This window comes from Paenibacillus sp. sgz302114, assembly GCF_056120345.1.
The window spans coordinates 1,021,484-1,047,917 of the sequence record NZ_JBVYOI010000001.1 but is presented as its reverse complement, the minus strand read 5'-3'; the positions used below and the strand labels follow the sequence as shown (position 1 = coordinate 1,047,917).

The window sequence follows — 26,434 nt, the reverse complement described above, 5'->3', positions numbered from 1 at the left end:
TGCGAACATTTGTTCTATAATTGGTGTAACAACAAGCTTTACTTATTAGGATGATGACTGGTACACCTCATGATACGCCAACCTGACTTTGTGACTGTCGAGCTGTTCGAACGGTTTTGGAGTCAGATAAAGCCGAAAAAGTCCAATCCTGATTACCGAAATACATAGCAAATGCAAAAAAAGCTCTCTGTGCTTAAACAGCTAGCACACAGGGAGCTTGAATCCGTTCTAACGATATCTATCTCTATTCCGGGTGGATCCACGATATGCCTAAATCTTGCAGCCCTTGCCGCCAACCGCTAGGCGGAGCAATATTCGAGACGACATATCCGATTTGACCTAGCTCAGCGATCTTCGCGACCGTCCTCTTGCCAATCTTGGACTCGTCCGCCAGCGCAATGACAGTCTCTGCACTGCGGATCAGCTTGCGAGTGAACAGCGCACGATCATAATCGTAGCTAGTGAGGCCATTCTCCAGCGACACGCCGTCCACGGAGATGAAAGACTTGTTTACGTAGAAGTCCTCCATGATTTTCTCAGCGATCGGTCCTGAGACACGCAGATGCTTCGGATTCACTTCACCGCCGATAAAAATGATTTTGCCTTCAAACGAGCCACGATTATAATAGTCAATCAGCAGTGTTAGCGTCGGAAACGAACAGACGAAGATCGTCAAGTTCCGCTTGCCTTCGAGGCAATGGAGCAACTGCATCGCAGTGCTGCCTTCGTCGATGACGATAACGTCGTTATCATCGATTAAGTTCGCCGCCAATGCGCCGATAATCCGCTTCTCTTCAGCGTGAATAATCTCTCGCTCTGAGTAAGCGAGCTCGATATCTGCTTTATTCTTAACGGCGCCGCCGTAGACCTTCTTCAGCTTATTGTCCTTCTCCAGCTCATCAAGATCGCGGCGAATCGTCTCCGTCGACACTTCGAAATGCCGAGACAGCTCGCTTACATTGACTTTGCCATGCTCACTAAGCATTGCTATAATTCTTCTCTTCCGCTCTTCACCTGCAAGGGACAAGCTTTAACCCCCTTGTTAATTCTTCATTGCATTAATTATAGCAGGATATGGCTGGCTAGTCATACTGTCCTTCTAAATCAACGTTAATGTTTTGTGTTGTTGTTGATGATTAATATTGTTTTATGTGACATTATTCGAAAATACTGCTGATATCGCCTCTTCGATCTGCTCCAGTGCCCACTCCAGCTGCTCCTTGGTTGTAATGAGCGGCGGAACAAGCGTGAGCACATTGCCATTCGACACTTTGAAGCTGAGCCCTCGCTCCATGCAGATATACATCACTTTCTCGGCGCCTTCTACTGCTTTCGCTTTGGTCGTACGACAGGTCACCAGCTCAATCGCAGCTAGCATCCCCTTCACGCGCATGTCACCGATCACTTCATACTTCGCCATCATTTCGGAGAGCTTTTCCTTTAGGAACAGCTCCATCTGCTGAGCATGCTCGAGCAGCCCGTTGTTCTCGATGTATTCGATCGTTGCCAGTGCAGCCGCGCAGCCGACCGAGCTCTTCTCATGCGTATAATGACCAAGCGATATCTCTTGAGCGACATCAAGCCCTTCGCGGACGATGATCCCTGCCATTGGGAAGACGCCGCCGCCGAAGCCTTTGCCGATAACGACGATATCTGGAATGATATCATAATGCTCATGCACGAACATGGTGCCGGTCCGTCCGAAGGCGGTCGGAATTTCATCCAATATGAGCAGCACGCCGTAGCGGTCACACAATTCACGAAGTCGCTTGAAGTAAGCGATAGGTGGAATTTGCACATCGGTGCTGCGAATCGGCTCCAGGATAATCGCGCCGACATCGGCTTCGCGTTCCAGCATAAATTCCAAGTAATCGAGGCATTTCAGTCCACAGCTGTCGCAGTCACCCATCATGCAGCGGTAGGAATTGAACGGCATCATATGCTCTGTGCCCGGCAGGAGTGGGCCGATATGATTGCGGAACACCCCTTCTCCTCCGACCGAAATCGCATCCAGGCTCGCTCCGTGGAATGAATCCCATGTGGAGATTGTCTTGAATTTGCCGCTCGCCTTGCGTGCCAGCTTGAGTGCCATGCCGATCGCACTCGTGCCGCCAGGTGTGAACAGCACCTTATTCAAGTCACCTGGAGCAAGCTCTGCCAGCTTCTTCGCCAGCTTGATCGCTACCGGATTCGTGTAGCGGCGCGGCAGGAACGGCAGCTCCTCGAGCTGTTTCATGACGGCATCCAGCACGTAACGATTCTTATAGCCTACTTGGTGAACGCTGTTACCGTGGAAATCCATATATTTGCGTCCATCCTGATCTTCCAGATAGATACCTTCTGCATTCACAATGACATTCAGACATGGCGTCGACATCGACTGATGAATGAAATAGCGGCTGTCTTCCTCCAAGATGTCAAACGTATCCTCACTCAAATGCCGATCCTGCCATAGCTGGCGCTCCGGGGATAAATTAATATCCCCTTCTGTTCGCATGTATGATTTCATTTCCATCTGTGCGACCTCCTATTGAGTGTCATTGCTTCGAGCTGACCTTCCATTCACCTGGAAAGATGGGATTAGACCAAGCGACATTCCCTTCAAAGTCAACACATTCCACACGAATGTAGCTTTCTTCCCCATCTACTCGAAACGCAGCGCTAGTTACCGGCGAGGCGTCCCGATTGAACACATTGCGTCCGTTAAACGGATGTGTAATGAACTTGATGAACTTAACCGGTGAGCATTCGACCTTCAGGTAGCCGTCTTCCACGCGCATGTCGTAGATCTCCGGCCCATTTGACGAGTAGTATCGCCCTTGTTTCATCGCATCAATAACCGATTGCTGCTTTAACTCATCTGCTTCCACGGAGATCCAGCCGCCAAAAAATTCGGAGATCGGCGAATGCATCGGTCCGCCATGCGCATCGTCTGCCGCTACTGCGAACACTTTGCGTCCGCGCTTAAGCAGATAGTCCCAGTGATGCACGCCGTAGCCGACCGCTTCGTCCAGCTCGGATTGGTGATTGTAGATTTCAACTGCAAAATAGCCATCTAGCTGAAGCAGATCCTCTTCTTTATTCCGCGACCAGACCGGATGATTCATGATGACGAGATTGCCTTTCTCCTTCATCTCATCAATCAGTTCTTGTATCGTTGCTAGATTGACGTAATCCGGCTTGACATGCTCTTCATCGTGCTCGAATTCATTACCCGAGCCGAGCGATCGGTCCAGAAGTCCGTGGATATGGTACTGCTGCCCTGTCTCCCGCCAGCTCATCTCGCAAGCCATTTCATAACCATCCAGCATAATAAACTGCTCGTCGTCGAACGCGTCCGACTTCCAATAGATTTCATGATCGCTTAGACAGATGAAGTTGTAACCGCGTGACTTATAAGCTTCAATGACAGTTTCCTGCGGATATTGGCCGTCACTGCGTGTGGAGTGCGTGTGCAAATTACCTTTGAACTTGCATCTGCTGCCGTCTAGATAGATGATCGTCGTCATAGTTATCCGTCTCTTATTCTGCAAGCAAGTCGGCAACGAACACTGGATTCGTCCATGCCACATTGCCTTCAAAGTCGATACATTCTACGCGAATATAAGTCATGTCTTCTTCAATATTCATAGACGCTTCCGTCATCGGAGCGGCGGTATCGAAGTGGCCGAGGAATGGACCACGTTGCGGGAACGCCTTCCGCTGCGATTCCGTAGACTCGTTTGCCATTCTGAAGGGCATGATCCCAGTATGCTGCGCCGTATGAGCTGACCGTCGACCACTCCGTTGCATGGTTGTAGATTTCAATCGCGAAGAAGTTATCGTATTTCACCATGTCTTCGAATCTCGTAAGATGCCACTCTGGATGGTTGAAAATAACGAGGTTGCCATACGCGCGCAATTCATCAATCATCAGCTGAGGCGAATGGTCCCCAGCCCACGGAATCGGCACCGGGAATTGCTGCAAATGCTCGTAACGCTCAAGCTCCGGCTCTTCCGTCGGATCATCAATCGCGCCAAAATGGTAACCGGGATCTTTTTCTCGCACGGGGTTCAGCTCACCTCGTTCCATACCTGGAATCGTATGAAATTGGAGGTATCGAACTCATCTGTTCGTGTGTAGATATCGTGATCGCTCATACAGATGAAATGATAGCCTTTCGACTTAAACGCCTCGACGACTTTAGCCGCTGGCAGCCTTCCGTCCGACCATGTGGTATGAAGATGAAGATTGCCTTTGTACATAGGCTTGCTGCGGTCGATCAATACCATATTTTCCATGTTAATGCCTCCTTCGAGGTGTTTGGTTTATTGTGGTTTTAATATTAGTTCATGTTGCTTTGTTCAGCATAACTTGCACGTAAATACAATTCAATCCTTCGCTGCAAGATTTAACTCTCCGCTAACAATATTGAAAGAAATCTTGAGATCCTCGTCTATCTATTAAGAAATCTTAAACGAAGGTACGGCAAGAAGCGGGTCAAGCCGTTACCGAAAATCCACATGTTAAAACAACAACAAAACAATCCTCTCATTTAAGGACTAGCCGACTGCTCCTAAGCGCCTTTTTTTGTCCAGATCATTTCCTTGTCACAAGCACTCGAATATGTTAAAAGAGTATAGATGATATAGCTTGGAGGAGATTCATTCGTGGCACAGCTCTATTACAAATATGGAACTATGAACAGCGGCAAATCGTTCGAAATTATTAAAGTGGCACATAACTACGAGGAGCAAGGCAAAAGGGTCCTCATCTATTCTCCATCATTCAGCGCAAGAGACGGCGCAGAGCTTGTCGGCTCCCGGGTCGGATTCGAGCGGGCGGCCATTCCGGTTGATGAGCAGACGAATCTGTATGAAAGCGTGAAGTCACATCTCTCCACTTCTGGACCGAAGCAAATTTACTGCGTCCTTATTGATGAAGCTCAATTTCTGAAGAAACATCATATTATCCAGCTGACGCAAGTTGTTGATGAATTGAACATTCCGGTTATGGCTTTCGGGCTGAAAAACGACTTCCAGAACCAGCTGTTCGAAGGCAGCTACAATCTGCTTGTGCAAGCGGACAAGATCGAAGAGATTAAGACGATCTGCTGGTACTGCGACCGCAAAGCTACGATGGTTATCCGGTTCCGCGACGGCCAGCCAGTAAATGCAGGGCAACAGATCCAAATCGGCGGCAACGAGGACTATAAGCCGGTATGCAGAAGATGCTATAATCAAGCCTTCCGCAGCCATAGTGATAGCGACAGCAATAGTGAGGAATAAAGATGTAGAGGAACCCGCGTTTTATTAAACGGCGGGTTTTTTTGCGCGGTTAGCGGCTCTCTCCATACTAAACAACATATGAGAGTGCAGATTTGATCTCTCAGTGCGAAAATCGGACGATTGAAGCTCTGTGAGTGCATAATAATCACTCTCAGCACTATGATCGGCCGTTTGAAGTTCCGAGAGTGCAGATTCAGCACTCTCAGCTATAGAAATGCCTAAATCGGCAACTTGGTGTGGCGCAGCCCAAACGCAAGAGCCAGAGTTTGTCCGGTGACAGAGGCTTTTCCCGCTCTTGATTGTTCATTGAGGGCTCGATTTGTTTTGAGAGAGCTTTTTTCCGCTCTCAGTGATGCTTTCTAGTGAAATTGCCCGCGTTTGGACGCTGAGAGAGTTTTCCCGCTCTTGTTTGTTCATTGGTGCTCGGCTTGTGTTGAGAGAGTTTTTTTCCGCTCTCACTGATTCTTTCCCTTATTTTTCCTGAGCGTGGTCGGTGTGAAATACTGAACTTGATCGGCTAAGCATCCCCACCCGTTATGTCTATAGTGGCTTATTCCGCCATTCCAGACTGTTCGTTAAATCTCTTTGACATGGTGCTCCTGACTTCAGTAAAGTGGAAAGATAAGACAGATATACTTGAGGAGGCTGTAATTACCTATGCAATCTGAAGCTCCAGAATTGCCATTTACTTCGATGCGTCAACTTGTAGGCCCGCTCATCGCAATTATCGTGGGAATCTTCATGGTTATTCTCGACAGCACTGCGGTTAACGTCGCCATTCCAGTACTCGTGGATGACTTCCACAGCACGCTGACAATGGTGCAGTGGACCGTAACCGGCTATGCGCTTGCACAGGCGGCTGTCATCCCGCTCGCTGGATGGATGACCGACCGGTTCGGCTCGAAGGAAGTATTCCTCCTGTCCCTCGTCCTGTTCACGATCGGATCGGTGCTGTGCGCAACAGCGACGACAGTCGATCAGCTCATTACATACCGCGTCCTTCAGGGTCTTGGCGGCGGTATGGTTACTCCGATCGCATTCGCCATGACGTATCGGCTAAGCCCGCCAGAGAAAGCCGGCTCGATTATGGGCCTTATGGGCATGCCAATTCTCCTCGCCCCAGCGCTTGGTCCGATTATTTCCGGCTATTTGGTCGACTATGTCAAATGGGAATGGATCTTCCTCATTAATCTCCCTGTCGGCATCCTCGGTGTCATTCTAGTCGGCTTGCTTCTGCCAAAGCTGCCGAGGAAGGCGTCCACGTCGCTGGACATATTGGGCATTATTCTTGGACCTCTCGCCTTCTCTGGCTTGTCCTATGGTCTTAGTGAAGGCTCAACGAGCTGGTCGTCGGACAAAACGATAATCGGCCTCGTTGTCGGGGGCGCTTCGCTCATCGGATTCATTATCGTCGAGCTGCTTCGGAAGAAAGAGCCGCTGCTCGAGCTTCGCGTCTTCCGTTCCCCGCTCTTCACGCGCGGCATTATTGTGCAGTGGGTGCTGCAATTCGTTATGTTCGGCATTATATTCACCGTCCCGTTCTTCATGCAGAAACTGATGGGCATGACCGCCTTCCATGCCGGCATGTGGACGCTGCCGCAAGCGATTGCCGCTGGCTTGTTCATGCCTATCGGCGGACGGTTGTATGACCGCATCGGCGCTAGGCCGCTCGTCCTTACCGGCTTAACGATCGTAACCGTCGGCGCCTATCTCATCTCGCGCATCGATCCGAGCGACAACGCAATTATGTTCCTCTTGCCACGCGCATTGCTAGGCATGGGCATGGGGCTCTCATTCCTGGCGCTGAACACGCATCTGATACAATCTGCGCCAAGCAATCTCGTTAGCCGAGTCACTTCGCTGACTAGCGCTGCGCAGCAGGTCGTCACTTCGTTCTCAGTGGCAGGATTAACGACATTAATTGTTAGCCGCACTAATCATCATGCTGCTGCTGGCGAGAAGCCGATGCCAGACGCGATGTCGCATGCTTTTCATGATACGTATCTTGCACTGGCGGGGCTCGCCATCTTCGGCTTGATACTTGCTATGACGCTGAAGCGTCCGAAGGTATCGAACTCTGCAGACGCGCAACAAACGCCTATGGTTGATATGGGTTAAACAGGTCCTCTCGCCTTCCTTACGTTATTTCAGCTCGCATGAAATCCTCTCTCCCCGTTCATGTTATGGAGGACGGAGGTGAGAAGCTCATGACAGGAAGAAACAGCAAGCCGAAGAATAAAGGTCCTGCCTCGCATCCCGGTCGGTTAGATCAATACGGCGAACGGTTGTCGCAGAATAGCGATAATGTGCCAGCGAATAATAATGATGGAAAGAGCTGCTAGCCTCTAATCAATCAGTACTGCGAACTTCATTGGTCAAAAGTTGCGATCAACCTATGTAACTCTAAAGCATCGTCCTCATCAGGACGGTGCTTTATTGCGTTCTGCCTCTTTCTCAACCGTTTCATACGCGAGCACCGATTCGCTGCTTATGACTGTTCCCCGATGCTTTCCCTCGCAGATCGCGCTCATGGTGCCAGGCTCATCGAAGTTGAACACATGAATCGGTAATTCGTAGTCCCGCGCCAAAATGAACGCTGCCTGATCCATAATGCGCAAATCGTGCTTCAGCACATCGTTGTAATGCAGCGACCGGAACTTCCGCGCATTGACATCTCTCTTCGGATCGGAGCTGAAAACACCGTCCACGCCTTGCTTTGCGACAAGCAGCGCATCGCAGCTAACTTCTATCGCCCGCTGGACAGACGGGTAGTCCGTCGTCACGTACGGCTGGCCATTGCCGCCGGCGAAGATGACAATATACCCTTTCTCGAGATGATGAACGGCTCGCAGCCGAATGTAAGGCTCAGCGACGGATGTCAGCGGAATAGCTGTCATGACGCGGACTTCATGGCTGCCTTTTGCCTTGAGAACCCCGCGAAGCATTAAGCTGTTCACGACGGTGGCGAGCGTCCCGATGTTGTCTGCCTCGGCGCGCTCAATTCCCCATAGTGAAGCCATGTTCCCACGGAATATGTTGCCACCGCCGATGACGAGGCATACCTCGATCCCTTTTTCCACCACCGACATAATCTCGTTTGCGATGTGCTCCATACGCTCCGGATCGAATCCGAACGCACTCTCGCCTGCAATTGCCCCGCCGCTTAGCTTGATTAACACGCGCTTGTACTTGCTCATCAGCACATCAGCCCCCTTAAAAAAATAAAACACTAAAGCACATAGGCTTTAGTGTTTCGCGAATACATTGAACGAAATATTGGAGGAAAGAACGTATTGCCGCTGCTGGACGGTTGCATCTTTGCTTCTTCGTAATCAAGCAGCATCTCTCCTCTCCATTTATTCCTGTTCAAGATTATATGCGTTAAGAGGAAAATGGGTCAAGGAAAAATTTACAAATTCAAAATGTATATTCTTACCCCAATACCGGGCACGATAACGCTTGTTAAAAAACTTACATGAAGCAGGAGGTTCTAATACACATGGCTAAACAGCGTAATGGTGTATCGAAAGCAGAAGTCCAATCCACAGAACTTAACAAGCTACCCGTAGCTGGCGAGGCTGACACGGAATTCTCTGCTGAAGAAGCTGCAGAAGCGTTCGAGAACAGTAATGGCGCGAATCAGGCTGCTGCAAGTGCGGCAGATGCATTCGAAGAGAACGAATAAACTAATTCACAACTGACAAAAAGAAGCCCGGCTCCGCAACAATCGGAATCGGGCTTCACTTATGCTAATGAATCGTTGATGTCGCTTCCGTCAGACGCGTTCTGCGGCTCATTCTCGGTCCGCCGCCAGAAATGCTTCTCATAAGCTCTGGGAGCGCAACACCGAGCAGGACGAGCACAACCCCTGCCCACTGAAGCATGCTCACATGCTCATGCAGCACGACTGCTGAGAGCATAACAGCTACAGGCAGCTCGGCAGCGCCGACAATGCCTGCCATGCCGCCGCCGATATGCGGCACGCCGATGGCGAACAGCACGGGTGGAATGAATGCGCCGAACAAACCGAGCAGGAAACCGAATAAGAGCAAACTGCTCCAGATAACACCGTTAAACAAGAATGTTGGCGGGAAGAGAATGAAAACGAAGATAAGTCCGCCCGTAATCATCCATGCACTGCGGTAGGCCGGATGTACGGATGGCACCGCTTTGCCGCTGAACAGAATAAACAACGAATAGCTCACAGCTGCAAGCAATCCGAGCACGACACCAGTCATGTCGAAGTCCGCCATGCCTTGCTCCATAATACCGGCAGCAAGCAACGTCCCGCCGAACAAGATGGCGAGCGTCAGCAGCATAATGCCGTTTGGCCGTTTACGTGAGCTGATCGCTTGAATAAGAACACCCATCCACGTAAATTGAAACAGCAGCACGATCGCAAGCGAGTTCGGAATGTATCGAAGCGACTGGTAATACAGCAAGCCAGTCAGTGCGGTTGGAATACCTGCGGACATCAGCATGAAGCGCTGCTTCCACGTAAGGCTTTTCTCTCTTATCGCACCAGATTCTTTTGCCACTTGGCGCTTATTCCTTGCCTTCATATACAGAACCATAAGCCATGATAGTATAAATCCGATCAACAGCTGCGTCCCGACGACTTCACCGAGATCGTAGCCTGCATCATACGCATGAACCACAATTGTGGATAGAATGCCGTAGCTAACCGCACCTAGAAAAACAGACAACAAGTATTTCATATCTAAGCTGCCCCCTCCGAGCAATAAAAAATTCCTAACCGCAAATACAAAATTATCAATGAAGATAATTCCGTATTCGTAGTTAGGAAGTTAAGGCTTCCCGTAGAAACCCCCACCCTGATGTGAGGTTATACGAATTTCGTATGCGGTTTGTGTTTCACTTCTTGGAATGTTACATGAGAAGTTTATGAATGTCAACCGCCGATTACACCCATTCGATTATGCAAGTTTACTGAAATCGCTTCGCATGATACTTCGGACATGTGACGCCCATTTCGAATTTACGGGACAATATTTCCTCGCCACCTTCTCAATCGTCGTATAGCCCCGCTCCACATAATTGTCCGATAATAGTTGTCCAAATTTCTTAACGCAATCCCCTTTCGTTTCGAAGTAAGACGCCTTTCGATACGGATTGCTGGAAGTTGCATTCAAGCCGAACAAGTTGTTCTTGGTCCTCGCCAGCCTGCTCTTCCCGTTGCCGCTCTCGAGCTTCATAACCGCAATCGTGAAGAAGGCGTTAATGCCATACTCCTCCTCGATGCTGAGTACCGCTTGCTCCAGCCCTTGGCCCGATAACTTCGTCCCTTTCAGCAGCTGTGCAATCTGCTTCGAGGATAGGCCAGAGTCCGTATTCACACTGGAAGTCGGTTTAACCGGATTCCCGTTATCATCCTCCGCAATACTCGTATCTACGGATGACATTTTATCTTGTTCTTCAATGCTGCTCACCTTAACGTTCATCGTATGTACTTTGGGTCTAACATCCATCTGTAGCGACTTGCTCTGCAGAGCTTTAGTTGAAGTAACTGCCGAGGTTACCGCAGATTCAGCAGAGACAGCAGGTTCAGCAGGTTCAGCAGATTCGATGGTTACTTCTGCCGGCGTTTGCTTCATGCCAATCACTGTTGCATATCCGCCATGGACATAACCACCGCTCTTTAGCAGCAGCCAGCCGGCATCATCCTTTGACAACACAATCAGCTGTGTTCCTTGCTTGACCTCATACATGATTTTGGAATCCGCATTCGGTTCTGAACGGACATTGAGATAAAATGACGTTACTTTATATGTATAAAGGGGCTTTGCACTCGCAATAGCGACAGGCTTCTTCTTTTCAGTGGCGGGGATCGGAGCAGCGATAGCCGGAGTCGGCATCGCTTTCTTCACGACGGTAACCGGCTGAAACGCCGATTTGGGGATAATCGAGGAGGGCACTACGTGTTCCATCATCATCGGTTTATTCGAAATGTACTTCTGCTGGAATATCGTATCGGCGGATCGGCTACTCCACAAGCTAAACGTATGGTTAAAAGAAAGGACGAACGACGCAAGCAGCGCCGCGATAATCATATATGCCACTACATTCCATTGGATGCTCCTAGACATAAACACACCTCTTTCTTGTATTTATTAGGGCCTTTCCGATATAGGTTAGATTGTAAAGGCTATCTTATGAAAAGCATGTCAAACCTTCTGCGAGAAAATTTTGTACTTTTGTCGATGCGCATGCTTCTTTTGACGAACAAAAAAGAAGCCTGAGCTTTCAGGCTTCCGAAATGGGCGGATATTAGCACTCAGGATACGGCTTGCGTCCAATAAAACCGTCATTCCAGCCATGATAGTGCGAGATTCGAGTTTCTCCTTGCTTCCAACAAATTAGAATTTTCTCACCATTCAATAGAGATGGGAAATCAATGAGACCCGGATTAATCATTTTGAGCAGGACGCCCTTGCGTTCGAAGTTGCTTATGCCCAGATCAATCTCCATTCTCATAAATTCAAGCTGGCTTTCCAGCTCGAAGAAAGGGTCGGAATCCGTACTTCCTTGCGGCAAAACTTGCTCACGTTTCCCTTTAAGTATCTGTAATTCTTCATATTTCTCTTCAAAATGCTGAGTTAGCAGCTGCAGCTTGAATAGATCCTCTTGCAGCTGCGGCAGCATCGCATTCGCTTCGCTCATTGTAAATATCCGTTCCTCCACGCTATTCATCACTCCTCCTTCGTTAGTTTACTTGAAATTCGCACAGAAAGAAAACAGGGACCGGGAAGCGCATTTCACGCTCCTGATCCCTGCCGCTAACCCGCAAACTCAATTGACGCTTATTTAAAATATTGCTTCAGATGCTGTGCTGCCTTCACGATGCCTTGACGCTCCGCTTCAATCGAGCCCCAGTAGCTGTGATCCTCAAGCTCGATACTAACCGCGCCGTTGTAGCCGAGACGGTCAAGACGTACCGCAACCTTGCCCCACTCTACAGCGCCACGGCCTGGAATCGTATATCGCCACGAGCCTTCCGAGAAGTCGTACTTCTCGCCGAAGGTAGCCTCCAATACGCCGCACTCGTAGAGCTCATCCGTCAGAATTTCTGTATCCTTGCCGTGAGCGTGATTAACGCGCTCGCCGAATTCCGTAAGAGCGCGCAGGTAGTCGATGCCTAGTCTCACGAGATGCGATGGGTCATAGTTGAGTCCAAAATGCTTCGATGGGATCGCTTCAAACATCGCTCGCCACATCTCCGGCGTGCAGCCGAGGGTCGGATAATGCGGAGCCGGTCCAGGCCAGCCTTCGATCGCAATATACACGCCGTTCTGTTCCGCATGCTTCACAACTTCAGGGAACGAATCTTTGAAGATCGCGAAGCCTTCACGACGAGGCAGCGTAAGATCTTCCGGCACGAGGCACATGAACAACACTTTGCCGCCAAGCTCAGCAATGCCGCTGATTTGCTTCTTTTGAAGTTCAATCGCTTGCTCGCGCTTCGCCTCATCACGGCTAAGCAGCTGAGCTGTATAGTGCGCGTCTATCGAACCAATGCCAATGCCTGCCGCAGAACATGCTTCCTTCACTTCGGCAGTCAAGTTCGATACGTCTAGCACGTCAAGTCCTGCCTCAGCCGCCCAAGCTGCCGTCTTCTGAATACCCTCATCGCCAATCTTCGGCGGAATCCGCATTCCAATTTGTACGTTCATCCCTATATTGCCTCCTCTTTGAGAGCAGCGCCAAGCGGTGAATAACCTGCTGCTTCGTAAATCATTTCTGATAGCTTCGTAACTTTCAAAGCGAATTCGCCCGGAACCAGCACTTCGTGACGGCCGAGTATCGCATCCACGAAGCTCTTATCCTGATTCGTTACGGCAGGTGGCAGCTCAGGCACAATCGGCTGCTCATTCAGACGGCGGAGCGTAATCTTGCCATTGTCATAGAAAATACCGCCATTCTCGCCGCAGAACACGAATGTCTCATGCCAGCATGGCGAGAAGCCGACCAAATTCAGTCCAGCGACTGGGCCTTCAGCGAACCTGATCGAAGTGAAGGTATCAATCTCGACTGGCGAGCCGTGCATATGCAGCTGCGGCTTCACCTCTACTGGAGTCAGACCTGTCGTCCATAACAGAACGTCAATAATATGGCTGCCGGAATCCATCAGGAATCCGCCGCCGGACAGCGCCGGATTTTGCCGCCATGAGCCTGGTGTTCCTTGTCTCCATTCTTGATACAGCGATGCGGTAATCGACGTCAGCTTGCCGATTACGCCGCTCTCAATCGCTTCTTTGATGTATAGAAATTCTGGTTGAAAATGACGCTGATACGACACCTGCATCACTTTGCCCACTTGATTCGAAAGTTCGATGAGTTGCTTTGCTTCTTCTGACGAACAAACCATCGGTTTCTCCATCATGACATGCAGTCCACTGTTCAGTGCATCGGTCGCTTGCTCGTAATGAAGGGTGTGCGGCGAGCAGATCACGACTGCATCCAGCTCGGCATGTGCCAGCAGTTCTTTGTAATCCGCGTAAGCGCTTACGGAATCGAGCTTATGCTCGTCCACGAATCTAATCCGGTTCTGCTCGCTTGGATCTGCTATTGCGACAATTGATGCCTCAGGCAGCTCCAGCAGCTGTCTTGCATGCCAATTGGCGATACCGCCAGTACCGATCATGCCAATACGAACTTTACTCATTACCCTTTAACCTCCCGAGATGGATAAGTATGTAAGACACTCCCTTAACCTAACACAAATCATAACGCCTACCAATCCAAAAATACGACAAAACATGTATGTCTTCGATCCAAATTGTCCATGTTTGTTGGAGCCGGAATACGGAAATGATAATCAAGGAACGTTAAGACCATGAAACATGCAGGAGGATTCTAAGACAATTATGAAAATGACAAGTTCCATATGGGGCAAGACAGCGCTCTGCTTCATGCTGTTTGGTCTATCGGTTGGCGCATCTGCGAAGGCACATCCCGCTCCGGCGGATACAAGCAGCGAGACGGTTAACGTGAAGATCGTTAATGGTGCTGGTGCTGAGATTGGCACCGCAACGTTAACGCAGAATCAGGATGCGGTGCGGCTTCATGTTGAAGCGAAGAACTTGCCGCCAGGTATACACGGCATTCACTTCCATGAAACGGGGAAATGCGAAGGGCCGAAGTTCACAACAGCAGGCGCTCATTTGAACCCGCAGACGAAACAGCACGGATTTAACAATCCGAAAGGCTTCCACGTCGGTGATTTGCCGAACATTCAAGTGGCCGCAGACGGTACGGTCAAAGTCGATATTGAGACGAAAATCGTTACGCTCGCGCCGAATCAGCCGAATTCGCTGAAGAAGACAGGCGGCACAGCAATAGTCATCCATGCGCAGGCAGACGATTATAAGACCGATCCATCCGGCAATTCCGGCGACCGCATCGCATGCGGCGTTATTCAATAACACGAACTGTTCACGAAACGGTCATCGCTTCGATTGTTTTCGAGGTTGATGGCCGTTTACAACTTAGAGCCGGTAGGCTACATTGATACATGGAGTTGGTAAGAAATAGAGATAAGACAAATTCAGACAACAAGGAGAAACGCATACAGATGATTACAAAACAGTTATCCCCGCTCGTTGAGCAGCTGGATCTGAAGCCGCATCCAGAAGGCGGCTGGTACAAAGAGCTCTGGAAAGCATCCTTTGAAATTCCGCAATCCGTTCTCGGTGATCGTTATTCCGGCAATCGCGCAGCAGCAACATCGATCTATTTTGTCCTGCATCCCGATGAAGTGTCAGATTGGCATGTCGTTCTGTCGGACGAGCTGTGGTTCTGGCATTCCGGCAGTCCCCTGCTTCTATCGCTTGGCGGTGCGGATCAAGATCCGCATACGACCGAGGAAATTATCGTCGGTCCTGATATTTCGAAGGGGCAGCGGCCACAAGCACTCGTCCCTGCGAACGTATGGCAGAAAGCAAAGCCTCTCGGCGATGAGCCCGTCTTCGTTTCTTGTGTCGTCGCACCAGGCTTCCACTATGATGATTTCAAACTCATTTCCCGCACTAATAAATAACATACTTGTAGAACCGAAAAAGCCAATCAGGGCGTCCTGATTGGCTTTTTCTCATTGTCAATGCCATTATCATGAAGTTTTTCTCACGAGATTCTAACAAAGGCAGCCTATCCTGCGGATTCACTGGACTTCCGTCCACATTGGAAAGTGGTGGAAAGAATAGCCGTGCTATAGTGTTCTCAAGTCAAGACCACAACATCGGATAAGCCAAATACATACTTTTTAAGTAGCAGGAGGATATCAACAACATGAATATGACGCAATCACGGATCGGTAAAAAGCTGCTCGGCGTTACGCTCACTGCAGCAATCGCATGCTCAGGAGGATTGCTGCTCAAACCACAGACGACACATGCTTCTACGGCTTCGGACACGCGGCTCGTAAATAATATTATTTCAACTGGCAAACACTATCTAGGCGTACCTTATAAATTCGGTGCCAAATCGGGCATCACAAGCTCCTTTGACTGCTCCTCGTTCACTCAGTACATATTCAAGAAGAATGGGATTACGCTTCCACGTTCTTCGCGTGATCAATCTCGCGCAGGTACGTTTGTGTCCAAGAGCAATCTGAAGGCTGGCGATCTCATCTTCTCTGATACGAACCGTGACGGCATCATTAATCATGTCAGCCTCTACATGGGGAACGGCAAAGTGCTGCAAACGTATCGTGTTGGCATTGGCGTAACGATCTCAACGTTCAAAGGCAGCATCTGGGACAAAACGTACAAAACAGCATGCCGCGTTATCTAATTTCATAAAATTCAACTTCCGCGTGCAGCGCTTCTTCCAAAGAAGTGCTGCACGTTTTTGCTGTTGCTTTGGGCAAGCGTACTAACTGGGTTACATGCTAATCCATACACTAGTTGTGAAGAGGATAACTAGCCTCTAACGCTGTAAGGAGGCCTGATTATGAAACTGGATATCGGCTGCGGATCGAACAAGCAGCCGGGCTATTATGGCATCGACCGTACAGCGCTGCCTGGTGTGAACCTTGTCAGCGATCTAAATTCAGAAATTCCGTTTCCAGACAATTCGGTTGAGCTAGTACTTGTCAGCCGCATGCTAGCTTATGCGAACGATCTTAATTATGCGCTGTGAACATGATGAGTAGCGGCATTATATTAAAAAGAAGGCTCTCCACTCCAGTGCGAATGTAACATAGCACTGGGAGTGAAGAGCCTTTAATATTTGTGAGCGATTTGTCAGCAGAACGCCATCTTCTATCTGTACACATACGGATCTTTAGGCTTCGGAATCGCGTTCCAACTCGTCACGTTCAGCTCGGGAATCGTCTGCTTGAACGGTTGATAGAACGTCCAGTTCAGCTTACCGGACACATGAACCCAATCATCGTCATGGAAGCTGGCGTCTGATGGGAAATTGACGAGCATTCCGAACACGCCGGAATCTGCAACACAGTGAATGAAACCAAAACGGAATACGAAGTAATGATTGCCCTCCACCTGCTCGCCTTTATAGATGAAGCCATCGAAGCTGACCGTCCGACCCGTGAACGTAGTCGGGAAGTTGTAGATCGATTCGAGTCCCTTTAGAAAATTGACGTCATTCAGCTCTACATTCTTCATCTGCTTGAACTCTTCGAGTTCCTGCTTGGACACCTTCGCATAGCCTTGTTTGCCGTAGAAAACACTTGTGTCCGGCTTCAGAAACTGGTGAAAGCCAGGGTTGTCCGCAGATGCGTCGAAGTTCGGGAATGAGAAGCCTTTCGCTTTCACGAAGCTGGAGTCGAGTGTCTGAACGGGCAAGAAGAAGCCGGTTATTAACGGGAAAATGAGAATGCCATAGCCGAGATACCTCTTCCACCGGATCGGCTCGTCATGGGAATGCCCATGATGGTCATGATCGTGATGCGCATGCGAATGACCGTGGTGCTCGTGATCGTGCACATGGTGGTGTGCATGTCCAACATGCTCGTGATCATGCCCATGCCCATCCCCCTCACCGCTCTTCTCCCCTCCAAGAAGCTCTTTCGTCTTGCGCCGATTCGCCTCCCTCTCAAGCACATACAACCGAACAAACTCAAAGACGAACAATATGCCGAGCAGCACAATTGCGCTCTCCGACAGATAAGCATATTTCGTGTTAATGTATTTGTTCAAATTGCCGTTCAAATGCATCATCAGAAATAAGCAAGAAAATCCCGCCAGAATATAGAGACGAATCATCCGAACAGCCTCCCTACCAGCAATGAAGTGCCTAACGTACACGCAACGACAAGTGCAATGAGCACGATTACGAAACGCCCTTTAAACACGCCAAGCAGCATAAGCGTATTCTTAATGTCAATCATAGGCCCGAAGACGAGAAAAGCAGACAACGCTCCGACCGAGAACGTGCTGCGGAACGATGACGCGATGAAGGCGTCCGCCTCCGAGCAAAGCGACATGACGAAAGCAAGACCAATCATGACGAGCGAAGCTGTCACCGGATTGCTGCCCATGTGCATAAGCGATGAAGTTGGAATGAACGTCTGCATCGAAGCCGCGATGAATGCTCCAAGCACCAAATATTTGCCCACGGAGAAAAATTCCTCTATTGCGTGCAGCATAACATCGTACAACCGACGGTGAAGCGGCTCGCGCACTCCATCATGTGCGAACTGGGCAGAAGCAGCATCGCCAGATCCGGCAGCTGTCTCCATAATGGCAGCTTCATGAAGCCTCATCGGAAGCTTCGGATACAGATACGAGATGACAATCGCCGTCACATAAGCGACAACAACGGCAGAGCCACCGCGAATAAGCACCATCCGCCAATCGTTGCCGAACGCGATGTAGGTCGCGAATAAGACGACCGGATTAATAATCGGTCCAGTCAGCATGAACGCGATGCCTGCATGAAGCGGGACGCCTTTGCGTATTAGCCGCCTCGTGATAGGTACGATCCCGCACTCGCAGGCGGGAAAGAAAAGTCCGACACCGCAGCCCAGCAGCGATGCGAGATACCGATTCTGCGGAAGCAGCCGCGCGATCCATCGTTCCGATAGAAACGTTTGAATAAGTCCTGACACAATGACACCAAGCAGAATGAATGGAATGGCTTCCATAATCATGCTTAGAAAGATCGTATTCAGCTGAAGAAAAGTAACCACGAAGTCCCTCCGCATCAATAGGCGTGAAGCCTGAAATCAATAATCTCATTATCTATGAAATCCAAATGAAATGCCAATGTTGCTCTTTGCGCGCAGCAGCGTTAGACTGTTTAAGTAAGGAGAATTTAAGGTAACAGCGGAGGCACCACGTGGACTACATTATTCTAGATATTGAATTTAACGGACGTAAATTTGCAAGCGATTTGCCGATGGAGGTCATTGAGATTGGCGCTGTGCGATTGAATGAAGCGCTCGAGCCAATCGATGAATTTACGGCATTAATTAAACCGGTTTATTTTGCTAAATTGAATGAATTCATTAAGAAGAAAACCGGCATACCCCAGGAAGGCATTGACGCTGCTGACAGCTTTCCGAATGTCATGACTGATTTCCTGAGCTGGCTTGGACCTCATGAGAACTTCCTGATTCTTACATGGGGCGGAGAAGATATGAAGCGGATCGTGTTCGATACGCGGATGCATAAGATGGACGATACGTATTGGCTTGAAGCAAAGTACTACGACCTGCTCAAAGGCTACATACGCTACAAAGGTGTCTCGAATGACGTCAGCGTCGAAGCTGCCCTGCTCGATCTCGGCCTAGGCGGAGAAGACAACAACGCCCATCGTGCGCTTGAGGATGCCCGAATGACTGGCGACATCTTCCGAGCCGTGTTCAAGGAGCTCGATTTCAGCCGAATCCAGCAGTATGTTGACGTCTACTCCAATGCCAAAGAGCGCAAGCTCGTGAAGAATGCCATTCGCATTATCGCGCAGCAGAAAGTGACGCCTACTTGGGCAATGATCGTAGAGCATGTGCTTACGGACAAAATATCGCTCGAGGACCCGCGGAAGGTAGTCGAGCTTGAAGCGTATTTCGATGCAGAGATGGCGAAGCCTCGCAGAGCGCAATCACAATCACAATCACAATCACAATCACAAGCAGCTGCTGAACAATCGAATAACAGCGAAAAACCGCGGACCTGATTGTCCGCGGTTTTCGTTTTCGTTTTATATCACACGTGAAGCTGGCGAGCATATATCACGCAGTACTCGGTCCCATATCGTATCGATAGTAATTGTGAGGTTCGCTCCGCGTTCCGGATGCACATAAGGCGCTTCCCTGCGAAAATAATGTTGATGACCGCCGACAAGCGTAAGCGGAATGACATGCTTCGGCGCATACTTCGAACGGTTCCAGTACCAGATTCCGAGCCGGTTCCGGCTAATGCCTCCCCAACTGCCGAGCCGCGTAATGTAATCCGCGCATTCACCGTCCTCATTCACCGCCACTACATAATGAACCTTATGATTGTGCTCCCGTTGGATCGGAAGCTTCGGTGAACCGACTTGAATGACTCGCCAATCGGATATAGCCCCCTCTTCACTCAGCATAACAGCCGCCTGGTATGCAGCAACTCCGCCTCCACTGTGCCCGATGAAGATCACCGGTCTTCCAGTAGAGAGCTTTCGCACCTGAGCAGCTACCGCTCTTGCTCCGAATTGTACCGCTCTTCGCAGTCGGTACAAATCTTTACGTACCTGAAGCAGCTGCTGGAAGAAGTTGTGCGTATGATCGCCGTAAGGGAACAGTTCGCGTATCGCGGATATCTTTCCATTATCGGTCAACCGGTGCTGCAGCTCCTTGACGCATTCAGCAAAGATCGTACGTCTTGACCCTATGCCCGCTAATAAATATACATCCCATTCCGAGGTAACATCTGCATGCATGATGTCGTCACCGCCCTGTTGTCTGAAGCTGAGGCAGACTGCACAGCCTTCTCGCGATTAGTATGCGGCGCTGAATACGTTGTCATTCATTCACGCTGCAAACATTACCTCATTATATTCACGAACTACCTCTGTCGCTTCTGTATTTCATGCATTCCGAGAATGACAGTAATCCATTCATAGCTGACAACGGTTTGCGTGAAGTTATCCAAGCAATACGCCGGCGACTCAAACCAGCTGCTGACCCTTGCGAAGGAAGCCGCGAGCGCGCCGTTCTCATCAATGATCTCGTATTCCTGGGAGAATGCCGGCGATATCAACTCGTATACCCCGCGCCCGTATGCCTCGTATTCAAACTTCTTGGAAAGAAACGACATCCGCGCACGGAGCAGTCCCACCTCTTCGCCAGATGGCCCGGTAATCGCCCATTTTCCAGATAGAAACGGGAAACTACCGGTGTAGATTGGGTTGCCGGTGCCGTCATAGACGTCGAGTCCTGAACCAAACATGGTGCGCAGATCGACTTCACCGACACGTTCGTTCTGCTCGTTCATGATCTCCGTCTGTCCTGCATTAAAGAAATTATCGCGAAAATACAGCTTCATGTTACTGTTCAAGCTACCGCCTCCTCTACAGCTCCATACGAGACAGCTTTTCAAAAAGTTTCAGCGTGCTGACAGATTCCGCTTCTGCTGAGCGAGCAGCTTGAACTCCTCATCAAGCAGCGCGTATCCGCCGTCTGTCGGCTTCAGCTTACTCAGCTCACCAAGCAGATAGGTCATGCGGTTCGCGATAAGAAGCTTCTCTTCCTCAAGCTGCAGCTTCGTCGCTTCTGCGAATTCACCCGGTTTCGCTGCGCTCTCTCGCCACTGCGCATAACCGCTCTCGATTCGCTTGATCTTGCCGTCTTGGAACAGCAGCAGCTTCGAACAAATTCGGTCAATCAAATAGCGGTCATGAGAGACGATAATAAGCGTTCCTTGATAGTCTTCGAGCGTTTCCTCCAGCTGCTCGCGGCTGGCAAGATCGAGATGATTCGTAGGCTCATCAAGAATGAGCAAATCATGTTCTTTCATAATAAGCTGTGCCAGCTTTATTCGCGTGCGCTCGCCAAGGCTAAGCTGGTGAATGGGCTTCTGCAGCATGGAAGCATCAAAACCCATATTCGCGAGCAGCGTTCGCGACTTGCCGACATCGCTGCGAAGCTCATGTGTCTGCTCGAGCAGCTCGAGTACGGTCTGCTGCTGGCTTAGATCGGTAACATCCTGCGTCAAATAGGCGACATTGGCGGTTGGACTGAGCCACAGCTGGCCATTATCGACCGTTTTCTCGCCGAGCAGCATTTGAATAAGCGTCGTCTTGCCGCTGCCGTTCGGCCCAATAAGCCCGATTTTCTCACCACGCTGCATGTAGAAGGAGCTGTCCCCGAACAGTGATCGACCACCGTAGCCTTTGCTAATGCGAGATGCTTCCACAATACGCCGGCCACGTTTCTCCGGATTGTCCCAGCCAAAAGCTACCTTTGCTTCCTCCTTCGGCTTCTTCACGCCTTCGAGATCAATCTTCTCCAGCCGATGGAGGCGCGACTTAATCTGCTTATCCATCGCTTTCGCTTTGCTGCGATAAAACTCTTTCACACCTGTGCGCATCTCAGCCATCTTTCCTTTCTTCCCGGCTTCACGGTGCGCTTTCTCCGACCAGTTCTTGAGCCGGTTAATCTCCGCTTCAATCTTCTGCTCGTACTTCTGCTGTTCTTCGAAATGATGTAGTTGGCTCTGATAACGCCGTGCTTTCTCCTCGCGATAGAACGTATAGTTGCCCGTGAAGTTGATCGACTTGCCGTCGTCCAGCTCAATAATCCGATCAACCGTCTGATCGAGGAAGTAACGGTCATGCGAGATAATAATCGTCGTGCCTGCATATTTCCCAAGTTCCGCTACCAGCCAATCGACTCCTTGAAAATCAAGATGGTTCGTCGGCTCATCAAGCAGCAATATATCCGGTCTCGATGCCCAAATATGTGCAATAGCAAGCTTCGTCTTCTCCCCGCCGCTTAGGCCAGCAAGCCGTTCGCCATCCCATTCCTTCACTTTCCGCAGACCTAGATGGCTCGTCATATGCAGAAACTGCTCTCCTCCCCGGGATTGCTCTGCATCACCAATCATGCTGCTGAATGTATTTACGGTATAGGATGTGGATTGGAGCAAATAGCCGATCTTCAGCTGCTCCTGGTGGTACGTCAGCTTCCCTTCATCCGGCTGCAGCGTCCCGAATATGAGATTGGCAAGCGTAGTCTTGCCCGCTCCATTCATCCCGACAAGTCCAATGCGTTCTCTCGCTGCCAGGTCCAGATCGACCTGCTTCAGTACGGCGGTATCGCCAAAGCTCTTCTTTAATGCGCGTATCGTTAATAATGTCATATGGATCACCACTTTTAGTTAAAGTTTAATAACTGACAGGGCGATGATCTTCGGGCGACTTTGGCAGCGCGATTCGTTGTTTAGAAAAAACAAAAAACCGCAGGATCGCGCCTGCGGCTGACAATGAACGGAATAGATGTACGTAAATAAAGCTCTAATACACCGATGCGTATAGCATGGGATAGAGATTTATAAGGAGTCAGCTCCTATAGACATACGTAACCAATTCCGCTCTAGCGCACAGGCTGAGCTTCTCTAATCGTCAGTTCGAAAATCATGAACGATAAGGGAATTAAGTCCACATGATGTCTAATTGGATACCTCCTACGTACTTACAAGATACCCCATTATAGCATGTGAAAAATGATTGTGCACCACTCTCTTCGAAATCATTAGTCTGAGTATGCGGTGAAGTTGAAGCTCTCTGGACCTACCCGCACTGTGCCGAGCGCGGAGGATTGAATAAATACCGAATAGGCCTGGTTGGCAATATTAGGCGCGTTGAAGTCCGAACCTGAGAATGCGAGCAACTGCGGGCCGAGTATACTAAGGTCCAAGTTCTGCGAAGCGGAAAACACGTTAATGTCTGCGGAAGTCAAGCCACGTGTTACGAATATCGTAATGTTCGTTGCAAGAGGAAGCAGCGGCAGCTGAACCGCAGCGACACCTGAGAATTCCACCCGCGTTAGACCAGCGGTACCTTGGGACAGGTTAAGTGTTTGTTGCGCGATCAAGTTCGGCGTATTAATGACCGTAATCGGAATAGCGATCGAGTTGGCATAGCTTGCGTTTTGAGATGTCTTCGAATCTAACAATCTAGCTACCATAATGATCACCCCCTTCTATGTATACCATATGTTACCAGAGGGAAAAAGATTGGACAGGTATAGCTATTTGGCTACAAAAAAAGCTCCCGAGCCTGGTATCTTACCCAGTCCGGAAGCTTCTTTCATTGCCAACTTAGCTCTTATTCGAGCGCCAATCCATCTTGCTGTTGTTCAGCAAATATTCAAAGTCGTTCTCTTGCCGTTTCTTCTCGGCAGCACGTGCTGCTTCTTCTTGCTTGCGCACTTCTTCCTTGCGCGCTGCCTCTGCGGACTTCAGCTCCTGTCCAGCAGCTTTCAGCTTCTCCAGCATCTCCGGCCGCAGCATATCTTTAAGCGTCGCCGGCTTCTCTTCTTTCGCAGCGGCAGCCTGATGCTGCTGCGCCACTCTATTCTTCATCTTCTTCGCCATAAGATCACCTCGTATTATCTGCAACCATTATAGCAAGAACCTCGCGTACGTTCTAGTACCGCTGCTCCACCTTTAATGTCTTCCACAACGTGACCGAGATGAGCCATGCGGCAAGGAAGATTGCGACAAGAACATAACCGAGATCGCCGAGATCAATCGCTGCAACCCAGTTGAAGAATGGCGATGACCAATCCAGCCGCTCGGAGATGATTTGCAGAAGCTCAACAATGCCGATGAGCAGTGCAGATACGACAGATACGCTCGTCACTGTCACGTTATAAAACAGCTTGCGAAGCGGCGTATGGAATGCCCAGCGATATGCCTTCGTCATGAACATGCCGTCTGCGGTATCGAGCAGGCTCATCCCCGCCGCGAACAATAGAGGCAGTGCAATGATGCCGAATAGCGGCACTGCGCTCTTCGCCGCTCCGGCAGATAAAGCGAGCAAGCCGACTTCGGTTGCCGTATCGAAGCCGAGTCCGAATAGAAACCCCAGCGGGTACACATGCCAGCTGCGACTAATGAACCGCTGCAGCGGGCGGAAGATCCGCGAGAACAGCCCTCTCGCTTCAAGCAGCTGCTCCAGCTGATCGTTGATGTAGCTGCCTGATTGCATTTTGCGGAATAGCTGAAACAAATTGCTTAGAATAATTAAGTTCAGAATGCCGATTAGAATAAGAAAGATTCCCGACACCGAAGTTCCGATCAGCTTTCCCGTCTCCTCCATCATCGGCATCTTCCGCTGTATCCATTTGACTGAAAATGCCACAGCGAGCACCATCAAGAATACGACTGAGGAATGACCGAGCGAGAAATAGAAGCCAACGCCTAGCGGGCTGCGCTTCTGCTGCACGAGCTTACGCACCGTATTATCAATCGCGGCGATGTGATCCGCATCGAACGCATGACGAAGACCAAGAGAGTATGCTAGCAATCCAAGGCTCCAGAAGGATGGATCGTTTCTGCCAGCAATAGCAAGTCCAACGATGCCGCCAAGGTGCAAGGCAAGAATAACGAACGCGTATCCAGCCCATGATTTGCGATCATTCCATAGCGTACGCATACGACAAGCCTCCCCACATTTTATATGTAACATAATCTAACATAGATGTCCGCCTACGTCCATGAAAAAAAGACCAATCCGGGGGATGGTCTTCGTGAAGCTTTCGTCTATATGCGAGTTATGCACGTTGATTAAGTTTCGCTCCATTTAGCAGCTGACGTCTCGTCCATTCATTCGAAATGACGGGATCCTCTTCCTTCTTCAGCTGTTCATAAAGTCTTGCTCTAAGCTCGGCAATTCGATCTTGATGCTCTGGCAATGAAATCACATTGCGCAGCTCAGCATGATCGTTCTGCATATCATACAACTCATCAATATCCGTCAAGTTCCAAACGTACTTCCATTCTTTCGTCCGAATCATACGCTGCGTATACAGCCCGAACTGTTGACCGTTGTAAGTAGCAACGATTTGGTCGCGCCAATCGGCATCATCCGGCGCATTCGCAGCAAGCAGCAGCGGCACAAGTGATTTTCCGTGGAAGCTGTCAGTCGAATACTCTAACCCCGCAAGGTCAAGCAATGTTGGTCCGAGGTCGAGCAGGTTGTAAACGAGCTGTTCCCGCTCTGCCCCCACAGCCTGCGAAGATTCCGATGGAAGCGAAATGATTAGCGGTACACGAATGACATCATCGTATAGAATATAATGCTTATCCATCATCCCGTGCGAGCCGCACATGTCGCCATGATCAGCCGTGAACACGATGATCGTATTCTCCTCCTGCCCAAGCCGCGTAAGCGAGGCAAGCACTCGCCCGATCGCATCGTCCAGCTGGCTAATTATGCCGTAATATCTGGCGACGATCGGTGCCCAATCTTCCCAAGTGAAGGATTCCACGCCCCAGCTGGCGAGCTGCTGTGCTTGAATATACGGCTTGCCTGCGAAATTATCGCGGAAGCCGTCCCACTCCGGCACTTGCGCTGGATCATACATCTCCGCGAACGGTTCCGATGGACGGCAAGGCAGATGCGGCTCAGCAAAGTGAAGCGCGATGTGCCAAGGGCGATCTCCTTGACTCAGCGTCTCTATCGTTTCGATTGCGCGCTCCGCATACCAGTGGGTTTCCGAATCCGCCAGCGCAACTGGATTATTTTCGCCAAAAAACCCGTTCGTGTAGGTCAGGTTCGGATAACGGCTCTGTCTGAACGCTCGATAATCTCCTTCACTCACATAAGATTCATAACCGAATGCAGTAGGACCAAACTCGGGATTGACTCCCCATTTGCCTAGAAAAGCAGACCGGTAGCCGGCATCAGCAAGCTGCTTCGTCCATGTATATTGATCCGGCTGAAGATAGCCAACTGGCAGGAATGAATTATAGTTCCACAACGCGCCGAAGGTTTCTGGACGCTTGCCATGCAGCAGCGACTGCCTAGCCGGGCTGCATACCGGAAAGTGGGAATACGCATGATGGAACACGGTACTCCGAGCAGCCAATCGGTTGAGATTAGGCGTTTGGACCGGATATTTGCCGCTGTAGCCGACGCAATCAGAACGCAGCTGATCGGCGGTTATGAATAGAATGTTAGGCTGCCGTTGCATGCACAC

The 26,434-nt window shown here is 49.9% G+C and carries 29 protein-coding genes and 1 riboswitch; of the genes, 9 read left to right on the top strand and 20 right to left on the bottom strand.

Going from position 1 to position 26,434, the window contains the following annotated elements; translation table 11 throughout:
* Positions 1–244: 244 nt before the first annotated feature.
* From AC0LWF_RS04860 to AC0LWF_RS04840, 5 genes are all read right to left on the bottom strand, one after another.
* A complete protein-coding gene (locus tag AC0LWF_RS04860) occupies positions 245–1,027 on the bottom strand; it encodes a DeoR/GlpR family DNA-binding transcription regulator (RefSeq protein ID WP_474650402.1) in 783 nt (260 codons plus the stop codon).
* 120 nt (positions 1,028–1,147) lie between these two features.
* Positions 1,148–2,515, bottom strand: a complete 1,368-nt coding sequence (locus AC0LWF_RS04855; RefSeq protein WP_474650401.1) for an aspartate aminotransferase family protein — start codon at positions 2,513–2,515, stop codon at positions 1,148–1,150.
* A gap of 22 nt (positions 2,516–2,537) precedes the next feature.
* Positions 2,538–3,509, bottom strand: coding sequence for a CehA/McbA family metallohydrolase (locus AC0LWF_RS04850; protein WP_474650400.1), 972 nt, complete (start codon positions 3,507–3,509; stop codon positions 2,538–2,540).
* A 110-nt stretch (positions 3,510–3,619) separates the two neighbouring features.
* Positions 3,620–4,048: a hypothetical protein gene (locus tag AC0LWF_RS04845; RefSeq protein ID WP_474650399.1), complete on the bottom strand. Its 429-nt coding sequence runs from the start codon at positions 4,046–4,048 to the stop codon at positions 3,620–3,622.
* 5 nt (positions 4,049–4,053) lie between these two features.
* Entirely contained in the window at positions 4,054–4,281 is a 228-nt protein-coding gene (locus AC0LWF_RS04840; RefSeq protein WP_474650398.1) for a PHP domain-containing protein, read from the bottom strand.
* 369 nt (positions 4,282–4,650) lie between these two features.
* Here AC0LWF_RS04840 and AC0LWF_RS04835 point away from each other — a divergent pair, with 369 nt between their 5' ends.
* The 3 genes from AC0LWF_RS04835 (at position 4,651) to AC0LWF_RS04825 (ending at position 7,610) form a co-directional block, all read left to right on the top strand.
* Positions 4,651–5,268, top strand: coding sequence for a thymidine kinase (locus AC0LWF_RS04835; protein ID WP_474650397.1), 618 nt, complete (start codon positions 4,651–4,653; stop codon positions 5,266–5,268).
* A gap of 657 nt (positions 5,269–5,925) precedes the next feature.
* Positions 5,926–7,386: an MDR family MFS transporter gene (locus tag AC0LWF_RS04830; protein ID WP_474650396.1), complete on the top strand. Its 1,461-nt coding sequence runs from the start codon at positions 5,926–5,928 to the stop codon at positions 7,384–7,386.
* 89 nt (positions 7,387–7,475) lie between these two features.
* Entirely contained in the window at positions 7,476–7,610 is a 135-nt protein-coding gene (locus AC0LWF_RS04825) for a hypothetical protein (protein WP_474650395.1), read from the top strand.
* A 78-nt stretch (positions 7,611–7,688) separates the two neighbouring features.
* Here AC0LWF_RS04825 and pyrH read toward each other — a convergent pair whose 3' ends face one another.
* Positions 7,689–8,465: a UMP kinase gene (gene pyrH, locus AC0LWF_RS04820; protein WP_474650394.1), complete on the bottom strand. Its 777-nt coding sequence runs from the start codon at positions 8,463–8,465 to the stop codon at positions 7,689–7,691.
* Positions 8,466–8,767: 302 nt separating this feature from the next.
* Here pyrH and AC0LWF_RS04815 point away from each other — a divergent pair, with 302 nt between their 5' ends.
* On the top strand, positions 8,768–8,953 hold the full coding sequence (locus AC0LWF_RS04815; RefSeq protein ID WP_474650393.1) for a hypothetical protein: 186 nt from the start codon (positions 8,768–8,770) through the stop codon (positions 8,951–8,953).
* Between the two features lie 64 nt (positions 8,954–9,017).
* On the opposite strand, the gene AC0LWF_RS04810 is transcribed toward AC0LWF_RS04815, so the two are convergent.
* From AC0LWF_RS04810 to AC0LWF_RS04790, 5 genes are all read right to left on the bottom strand, one after another.
* Entirely contained in the window at positions 9,018–9,986 is a 969-nt protein-coding gene (locus AC0LWF_RS04810; RefSeq protein ID WP_474650392.1) for an EamA family transporter, read from the bottom strand.
* A gap of 59 nt (positions 9,987–10,045) precedes the next feature.
* A riboswitch (purine riboswitch) is annotated at positions 10,046–10,142 on the bottom strand.
* Positions 10,143–10,205: 63 nt separating this feature from the next.
* On the bottom strand, positions 10,206–11,375 hold the full coding sequence (locus tag AC0LWF_RS04805) for an SH3 domain-containing protein (RefSeq protein WP_474650391.1): 1,170 nt from the start codon (positions 11,373–11,375) through the stop codon (positions 10,206–10,208).
* Positions 11,376–11,556: 181 nt separating this feature from the next.
* Entirely contained in the window at positions 11,557–11,979 is a 423-nt protein-coding gene (locus AC0LWF_RS04800) for a DUF2203 domain-containing protein (RefSeq protein ID WP_474650390.1), read from the bottom strand.
* 110 nt (positions 11,980–12,089) lie between these two features.
* The gene (locus AC0LWF_RS04795) at positions 12,090–12,959 is read right to left on the bottom strand and encodes a sugar phosphate isomerase/epimerase family protein (protein WP_474650389.1); all 870 of its coding nucleotides are present in this window, start codon (positions 12,957–12,959) and stop codon (positions 12,090–12,092) included.
* Positions 12,960–12,961: 2 nt separating this feature from the next.
* Entirely contained in the window at positions 12,962–13,951 is a 990-nt protein-coding gene (locus tag AC0LWF_RS04790; RefSeq protein WP_474650388.1) for a Gfo/Idh/MocA family protein, read from the bottom strand.
* 202 nt (positions 13,952–14,153) lie between these two features.
* On the opposite strand from AC0LWF_RS04790, the gene AC0LWF_RS04785 reads away from it, so the two are divergent.
* The 4 genes from AC0LWF_RS04785 (at position 14,154) to AC0LWF_RS04770 (ending at position 16,425) form a co-directional block, all read left to right on the top strand.
* Entirely contained in the window at positions 14,154–14,711 is a 558-nt protein-coding gene (locus AC0LWF_RS04785) for a superoxide dismutase family protein (RefSeq protein ID WP_474650387.1), read from the top strand.
* Positions 14,712–14,863: 152 nt separating this feature from the next.
* Positions 14,864–15,325, top strand: a complete 462-nt coding sequence (locus tag AC0LWF_RS04780; RefSeq protein WP_474650478.1) for a cupin domain-containing protein — start codon at positions 14,864–14,866, stop codon at positions 15,323–15,325.
* A gap of 248 nt (positions 15,326–15,573) precedes the next feature.
* On the top strand, positions 15,574–16,077 hold the full coding sequence (locus tag AC0LWF_RS04775) for a C40 family peptidase (protein ID WP_474650386.1): 504 nt from the start codon (positions 15,574–15,576) through the stop codon (positions 16,075–16,077).
* A 159-nt stretch (positions 16,078–16,236) separates the two neighbouring features.
* Complete coding sequence (locus AC0LWF_RS04770; protein WP_474650385.1) at positions 16,237–16,425, top strand: class I SAM-dependent methyltransferase; 189 nt, start codon at positions 16,237–16,239, stop codon at positions 16,423–16,425.
* A 122-nt stretch (positions 16,426–16,547) separates the two neighbouring features.
* Here the strand turns inward: AC0LWF_RS04770 and AC0LWF_RS04765 are convergent, their stop codons facing one another.
* Together AC0LWF_RS04765 and AC0LWF_RS04760 are read right to left on the bottom strand one after the other, a co-directional pair.
* Positions 16,548–17,513, bottom strand: a complete 966-nt coding sequence (locus AC0LWF_RS04765) for a TIGR03943 family putative permease subunit (RefSeq protein ID WP_474650384.1) — start codon at positions 17,511–17,513, stop codon at positions 16,548–16,550.
* Complete coding sequence (locus tag AC0LWF_RS04760; RefSeq protein WP_474650477.1) at positions 17,510–18,454, bottom strand: permease; 945 nt, start codon at positions 18,452–18,454, stop codon at positions 17,510–17,512. Before AC0LWF_RS04760 ends, AC0LWF_RS04765 begins: the two co-directional genes overlap by 4 nt.
* A 134-nt stretch (positions 18,455–18,588) precedes the next feature.
* Between AC0LWF_RS04760 and AC0LWF_RS04755 the strand changes: the two genes are divergently transcribed.
* Positions 18,589–19,425, top strand: a complete 837-nt coding sequence (locus AC0LWF_RS04755) for a 3'-5' exonuclease (RefSeq protein ID WP_474650383.1) — start codon at positions 18,589–18,591, stop codon at positions 19,423–19,425.
* A 24-nt stretch (positions 19,426–19,449) separates the two neighbouring features.
* Here AC0LWF_RS04755 and AC0LWF_RS04750 read toward each other — a convergent pair whose 3' ends face one another.
* From AC0LWF_RS04750 to AC0LWF_RS04720, 7 genes are all read right to left on the bottom strand, one after another.
* On the bottom strand, positions 19,450–20,169 hold the full coding sequence (locus tag AC0LWF_RS04750) for a hypothetical protein (RefSeq protein ID WP_474650382.1): 720 nt from the start codon (positions 20,167–20,169) through the stop codon (positions 19,450–19,452).
* A gap of 125 nt (positions 20,170–20,294) precedes the next feature.
* Positions 20,295–20,786: an LURP-one-related family protein gene (locus AC0LWF_RS04745; protein ID WP_474650381.1), complete on the bottom strand. Its 492-nt coding sequence runs from the start codon at positions 20,784–20,786 to the stop codon at positions 20,295–20,297.
* A gap of 48 nt (positions 20,787–20,834) precedes the next feature.
* Positions 20,835–22,589 carry a ribosomal protection-like ABC-F family protein gene (gene abc-f / locus AC0LWF_RS04740; protein ID WP_474650380.1) on the bottom strand — a complete coding sequence of 585 codons (1,755 nt, stop codon included), beginning with the start codon at positions 22,587–22,589 and terminating at the stop codon, positions 20,835–20,837.
* 392 nt (positions 22,590–22,981) lie between these two features.
* Complete coding sequence (locus AC0LWF_RS04735; RefSeq protein ID WP_474650379.1) at positions 22,982–23,416, bottom strand: hypothetical protein; 435 nt, start codon at positions 23,414–23,416, stop codon at positions 22,982–22,984.
* A 133-nt stretch (positions 23,417–23,549) separates the two neighbouring features.
* Positions 23,550–23,825, bottom strand: a complete 276-nt coding sequence (locus tag AC0LWF_RS04730) for a YqkE family protein (RefSeq protein WP_474650378.1) — start codon at positions 23,823–23,825, stop codon at positions 23,550–23,552.
* Positions 23,826–23,877: 52 nt separating this feature from the next.
* Positions 23,878–24,888, bottom strand: coding sequence for a HoxN/HupN/NixA family nickel/cobalt transporter (locus tag AC0LWF_RS04725; protein WP_474650377.1), 1,011 nt, complete (start codon positions 24,886–24,888; stop codon positions 23,878–23,880).
* A gap of 118 nt (positions 24,889–25,006) precedes the next feature.
* A complete protein-coding gene (locus tag AC0LWF_RS04720) occupies positions 25,007–26,428 on the bottom strand; it encodes a sulfatase family protein (RefSeq protein WP_474650376.1) in 1,422 nt (473 codons plus the stop codon).
* Positions 26,429–26,434 lie beyond the last annotated feature (6 nt).

Excerpts from the sequence above, each read along its gene's own strand:
- AC0LWF_RS04855 (WP_474650401.1), bottom strand. The coding sequence starts at position 2,515 with ATGGAAATGAAATCATACATGCGAACAGAAGGGGATATTAATTTATCC.
- AC0LWF_RS04850 (WP_474650400.1), bottom strand. The coding sequence starts at position 3,509 with ATGACGACGATCATCTATCTAGACGGCAGCAGATGCAAGTTCAAAGGT.
- AC0LWF_RS04840 (WP_474650398.1), bottom strand. The coding sequence starts at position 4,281 with ATGGAAAATATGGTATTGATCGACCGCAGCAAGCCTATGTACAAAGGC.
- AC0LWF_RS04830 (WP_474650396.1), top strand. The coding sequence starts at position 5,926 with ATGCAATCTGAAGCTCCAGAATTGCCATTTACTTCGATGCGTCAACTT.
- AC0LWF_RS04825 (WP_474650395.1), top strand. The coding sequence starts at position 7,476 with ATGACAGGAAGAAACAGCAAGCCGAAGAATAAAGGTCCTGCCTCGCAT.
- pyrH (WP_474650394.1), bottom strand. The coding sequence starts at position 8,465 with ATGAGCAAGTACAAGCGCGTGTTAATCAAGCTAAGCGGCGGGGCAATT.
- AC0LWF_RS04815 (WP_474650393.1), top strand. The coding sequence starts at position 8,768 with ATGGCTAAACAGCGTAATGGTGTATCGAAAGCAGAAGTCCAATCCACA.
- AC0LWF_RS04810 (WP_474650392.1), bottom strand. The coding sequence starts at position 9,986 with ATGAAATACTTGTTGTCTGTTTTTCTAGGTGCGGTTAGCTACGGCATT.
- AC0LWF_RS04805 (WP_474650391.1), bottom strand. The coding sequence starts at position 11,375 with ATGTCTAGGAGCATCCAATGGAATGTAGTGGCATATATGATTATCGCG.
- AC0LWF_RS04800 (WP_474650390.1), bottom strand. The coding sequence starts at position 11,979 with ATGAATAGCGTGGAGGAACGGATATTTACAATGAGCGAAGCGAATGCG.
- AC0LWF_RS04795 (WP_474650389.1), bottom strand. The coding sequence starts at position 12,959 with ATGAACGTACAAATTGGAATGCGGATTCCGCCGAAGATTGGCGATGAG.
- AC0LWF_RS04790 (WP_474650388.1), bottom strand. The coding sequence starts at position 13,951 with ATGAGTAAAGTTCGTATTGGCATGATCGGTACTGGCGGTATCGCCAAT.
- AC0LWF_RS04785 (WP_474650387.1), top strand. The coding sequence starts at position 14,154 with ATGAAAATGACAAGTTCCATATGGGGCAAGACAGCGCTCTGCTTCATG.
- AC0LWF_RS04775 (WP_474650386.1), top strand. The coding sequence starts at position 15,574 with ATGAATATGACGCAATCACGGATCGGTAAAAAGCTGCTCGGCGTTACG.
- AC0LWF_RS04770 (WP_474650385.1), top strand. The coding sequence starts at position 16,237 with ATGAAACTGGATATCGGCTGCGGATCGAACAAGCAGCCGGGCTATTAT.
- AC0LWF_RS04765 (WP_474650384.1), bottom strand. The coding sequence starts at position 17,513 with ATGATTCGTCTCTATATTCTGGCGGGATTTTCTTGCTTATTTCTGATG.
- AC0LWF_RS04760 (WP_474650477.1), bottom strand. The coding sequence starts at position 18,454 with ATGCGGAGGGACTTCGTGGTTACTTTTCTTCAGCTGAATACGATCTTT.
- AC0LWF_RS04750 (WP_474650382.1), bottom strand. The coding sequence starts at position 20,169 with ATGCATGCAGATGTTACCTCGGAATGGGATGTATATTTATTAGCGGGC.
- abc-f (WP_474650380.1), bottom strand. The coding sequence starts at position 22,589 with ATGACATTATTAACGATACGCGCATTAAAGAAGAGCTTTGGCGATACC.
- AC0LWF_RS04735 (WP_474650379.1), bottom strand. The coding sequence starts at position 23,416 with ATGGTAGCTAGATTGTTAGATTCGAAGACATCTCAAAACGCAAGCTAT.
- AC0LWF_RS04730 (WP_474650378.1), bottom strand. The coding sequence starts at position 23,825 with ATGGCGAAGAAGATGAAGAATAGAGTGGCGCAGCAGCATCAGGCTGCC.
- AC0LWF_RS04725 (WP_474650377.1), bottom strand. The coding sequence starts at position 24,888 with ATGCGTACGCTATGGAATGATCGCAAATCATGGGCTGGATACGCGTTC.
- AC0LWF_RS04720 (WP_474650376.1), bottom strand. The coding sequence starts at position 26,428 with ATGCAACGGCAGCCTAACATTCTATTCATAACCGCCGATCAGCTGCGT.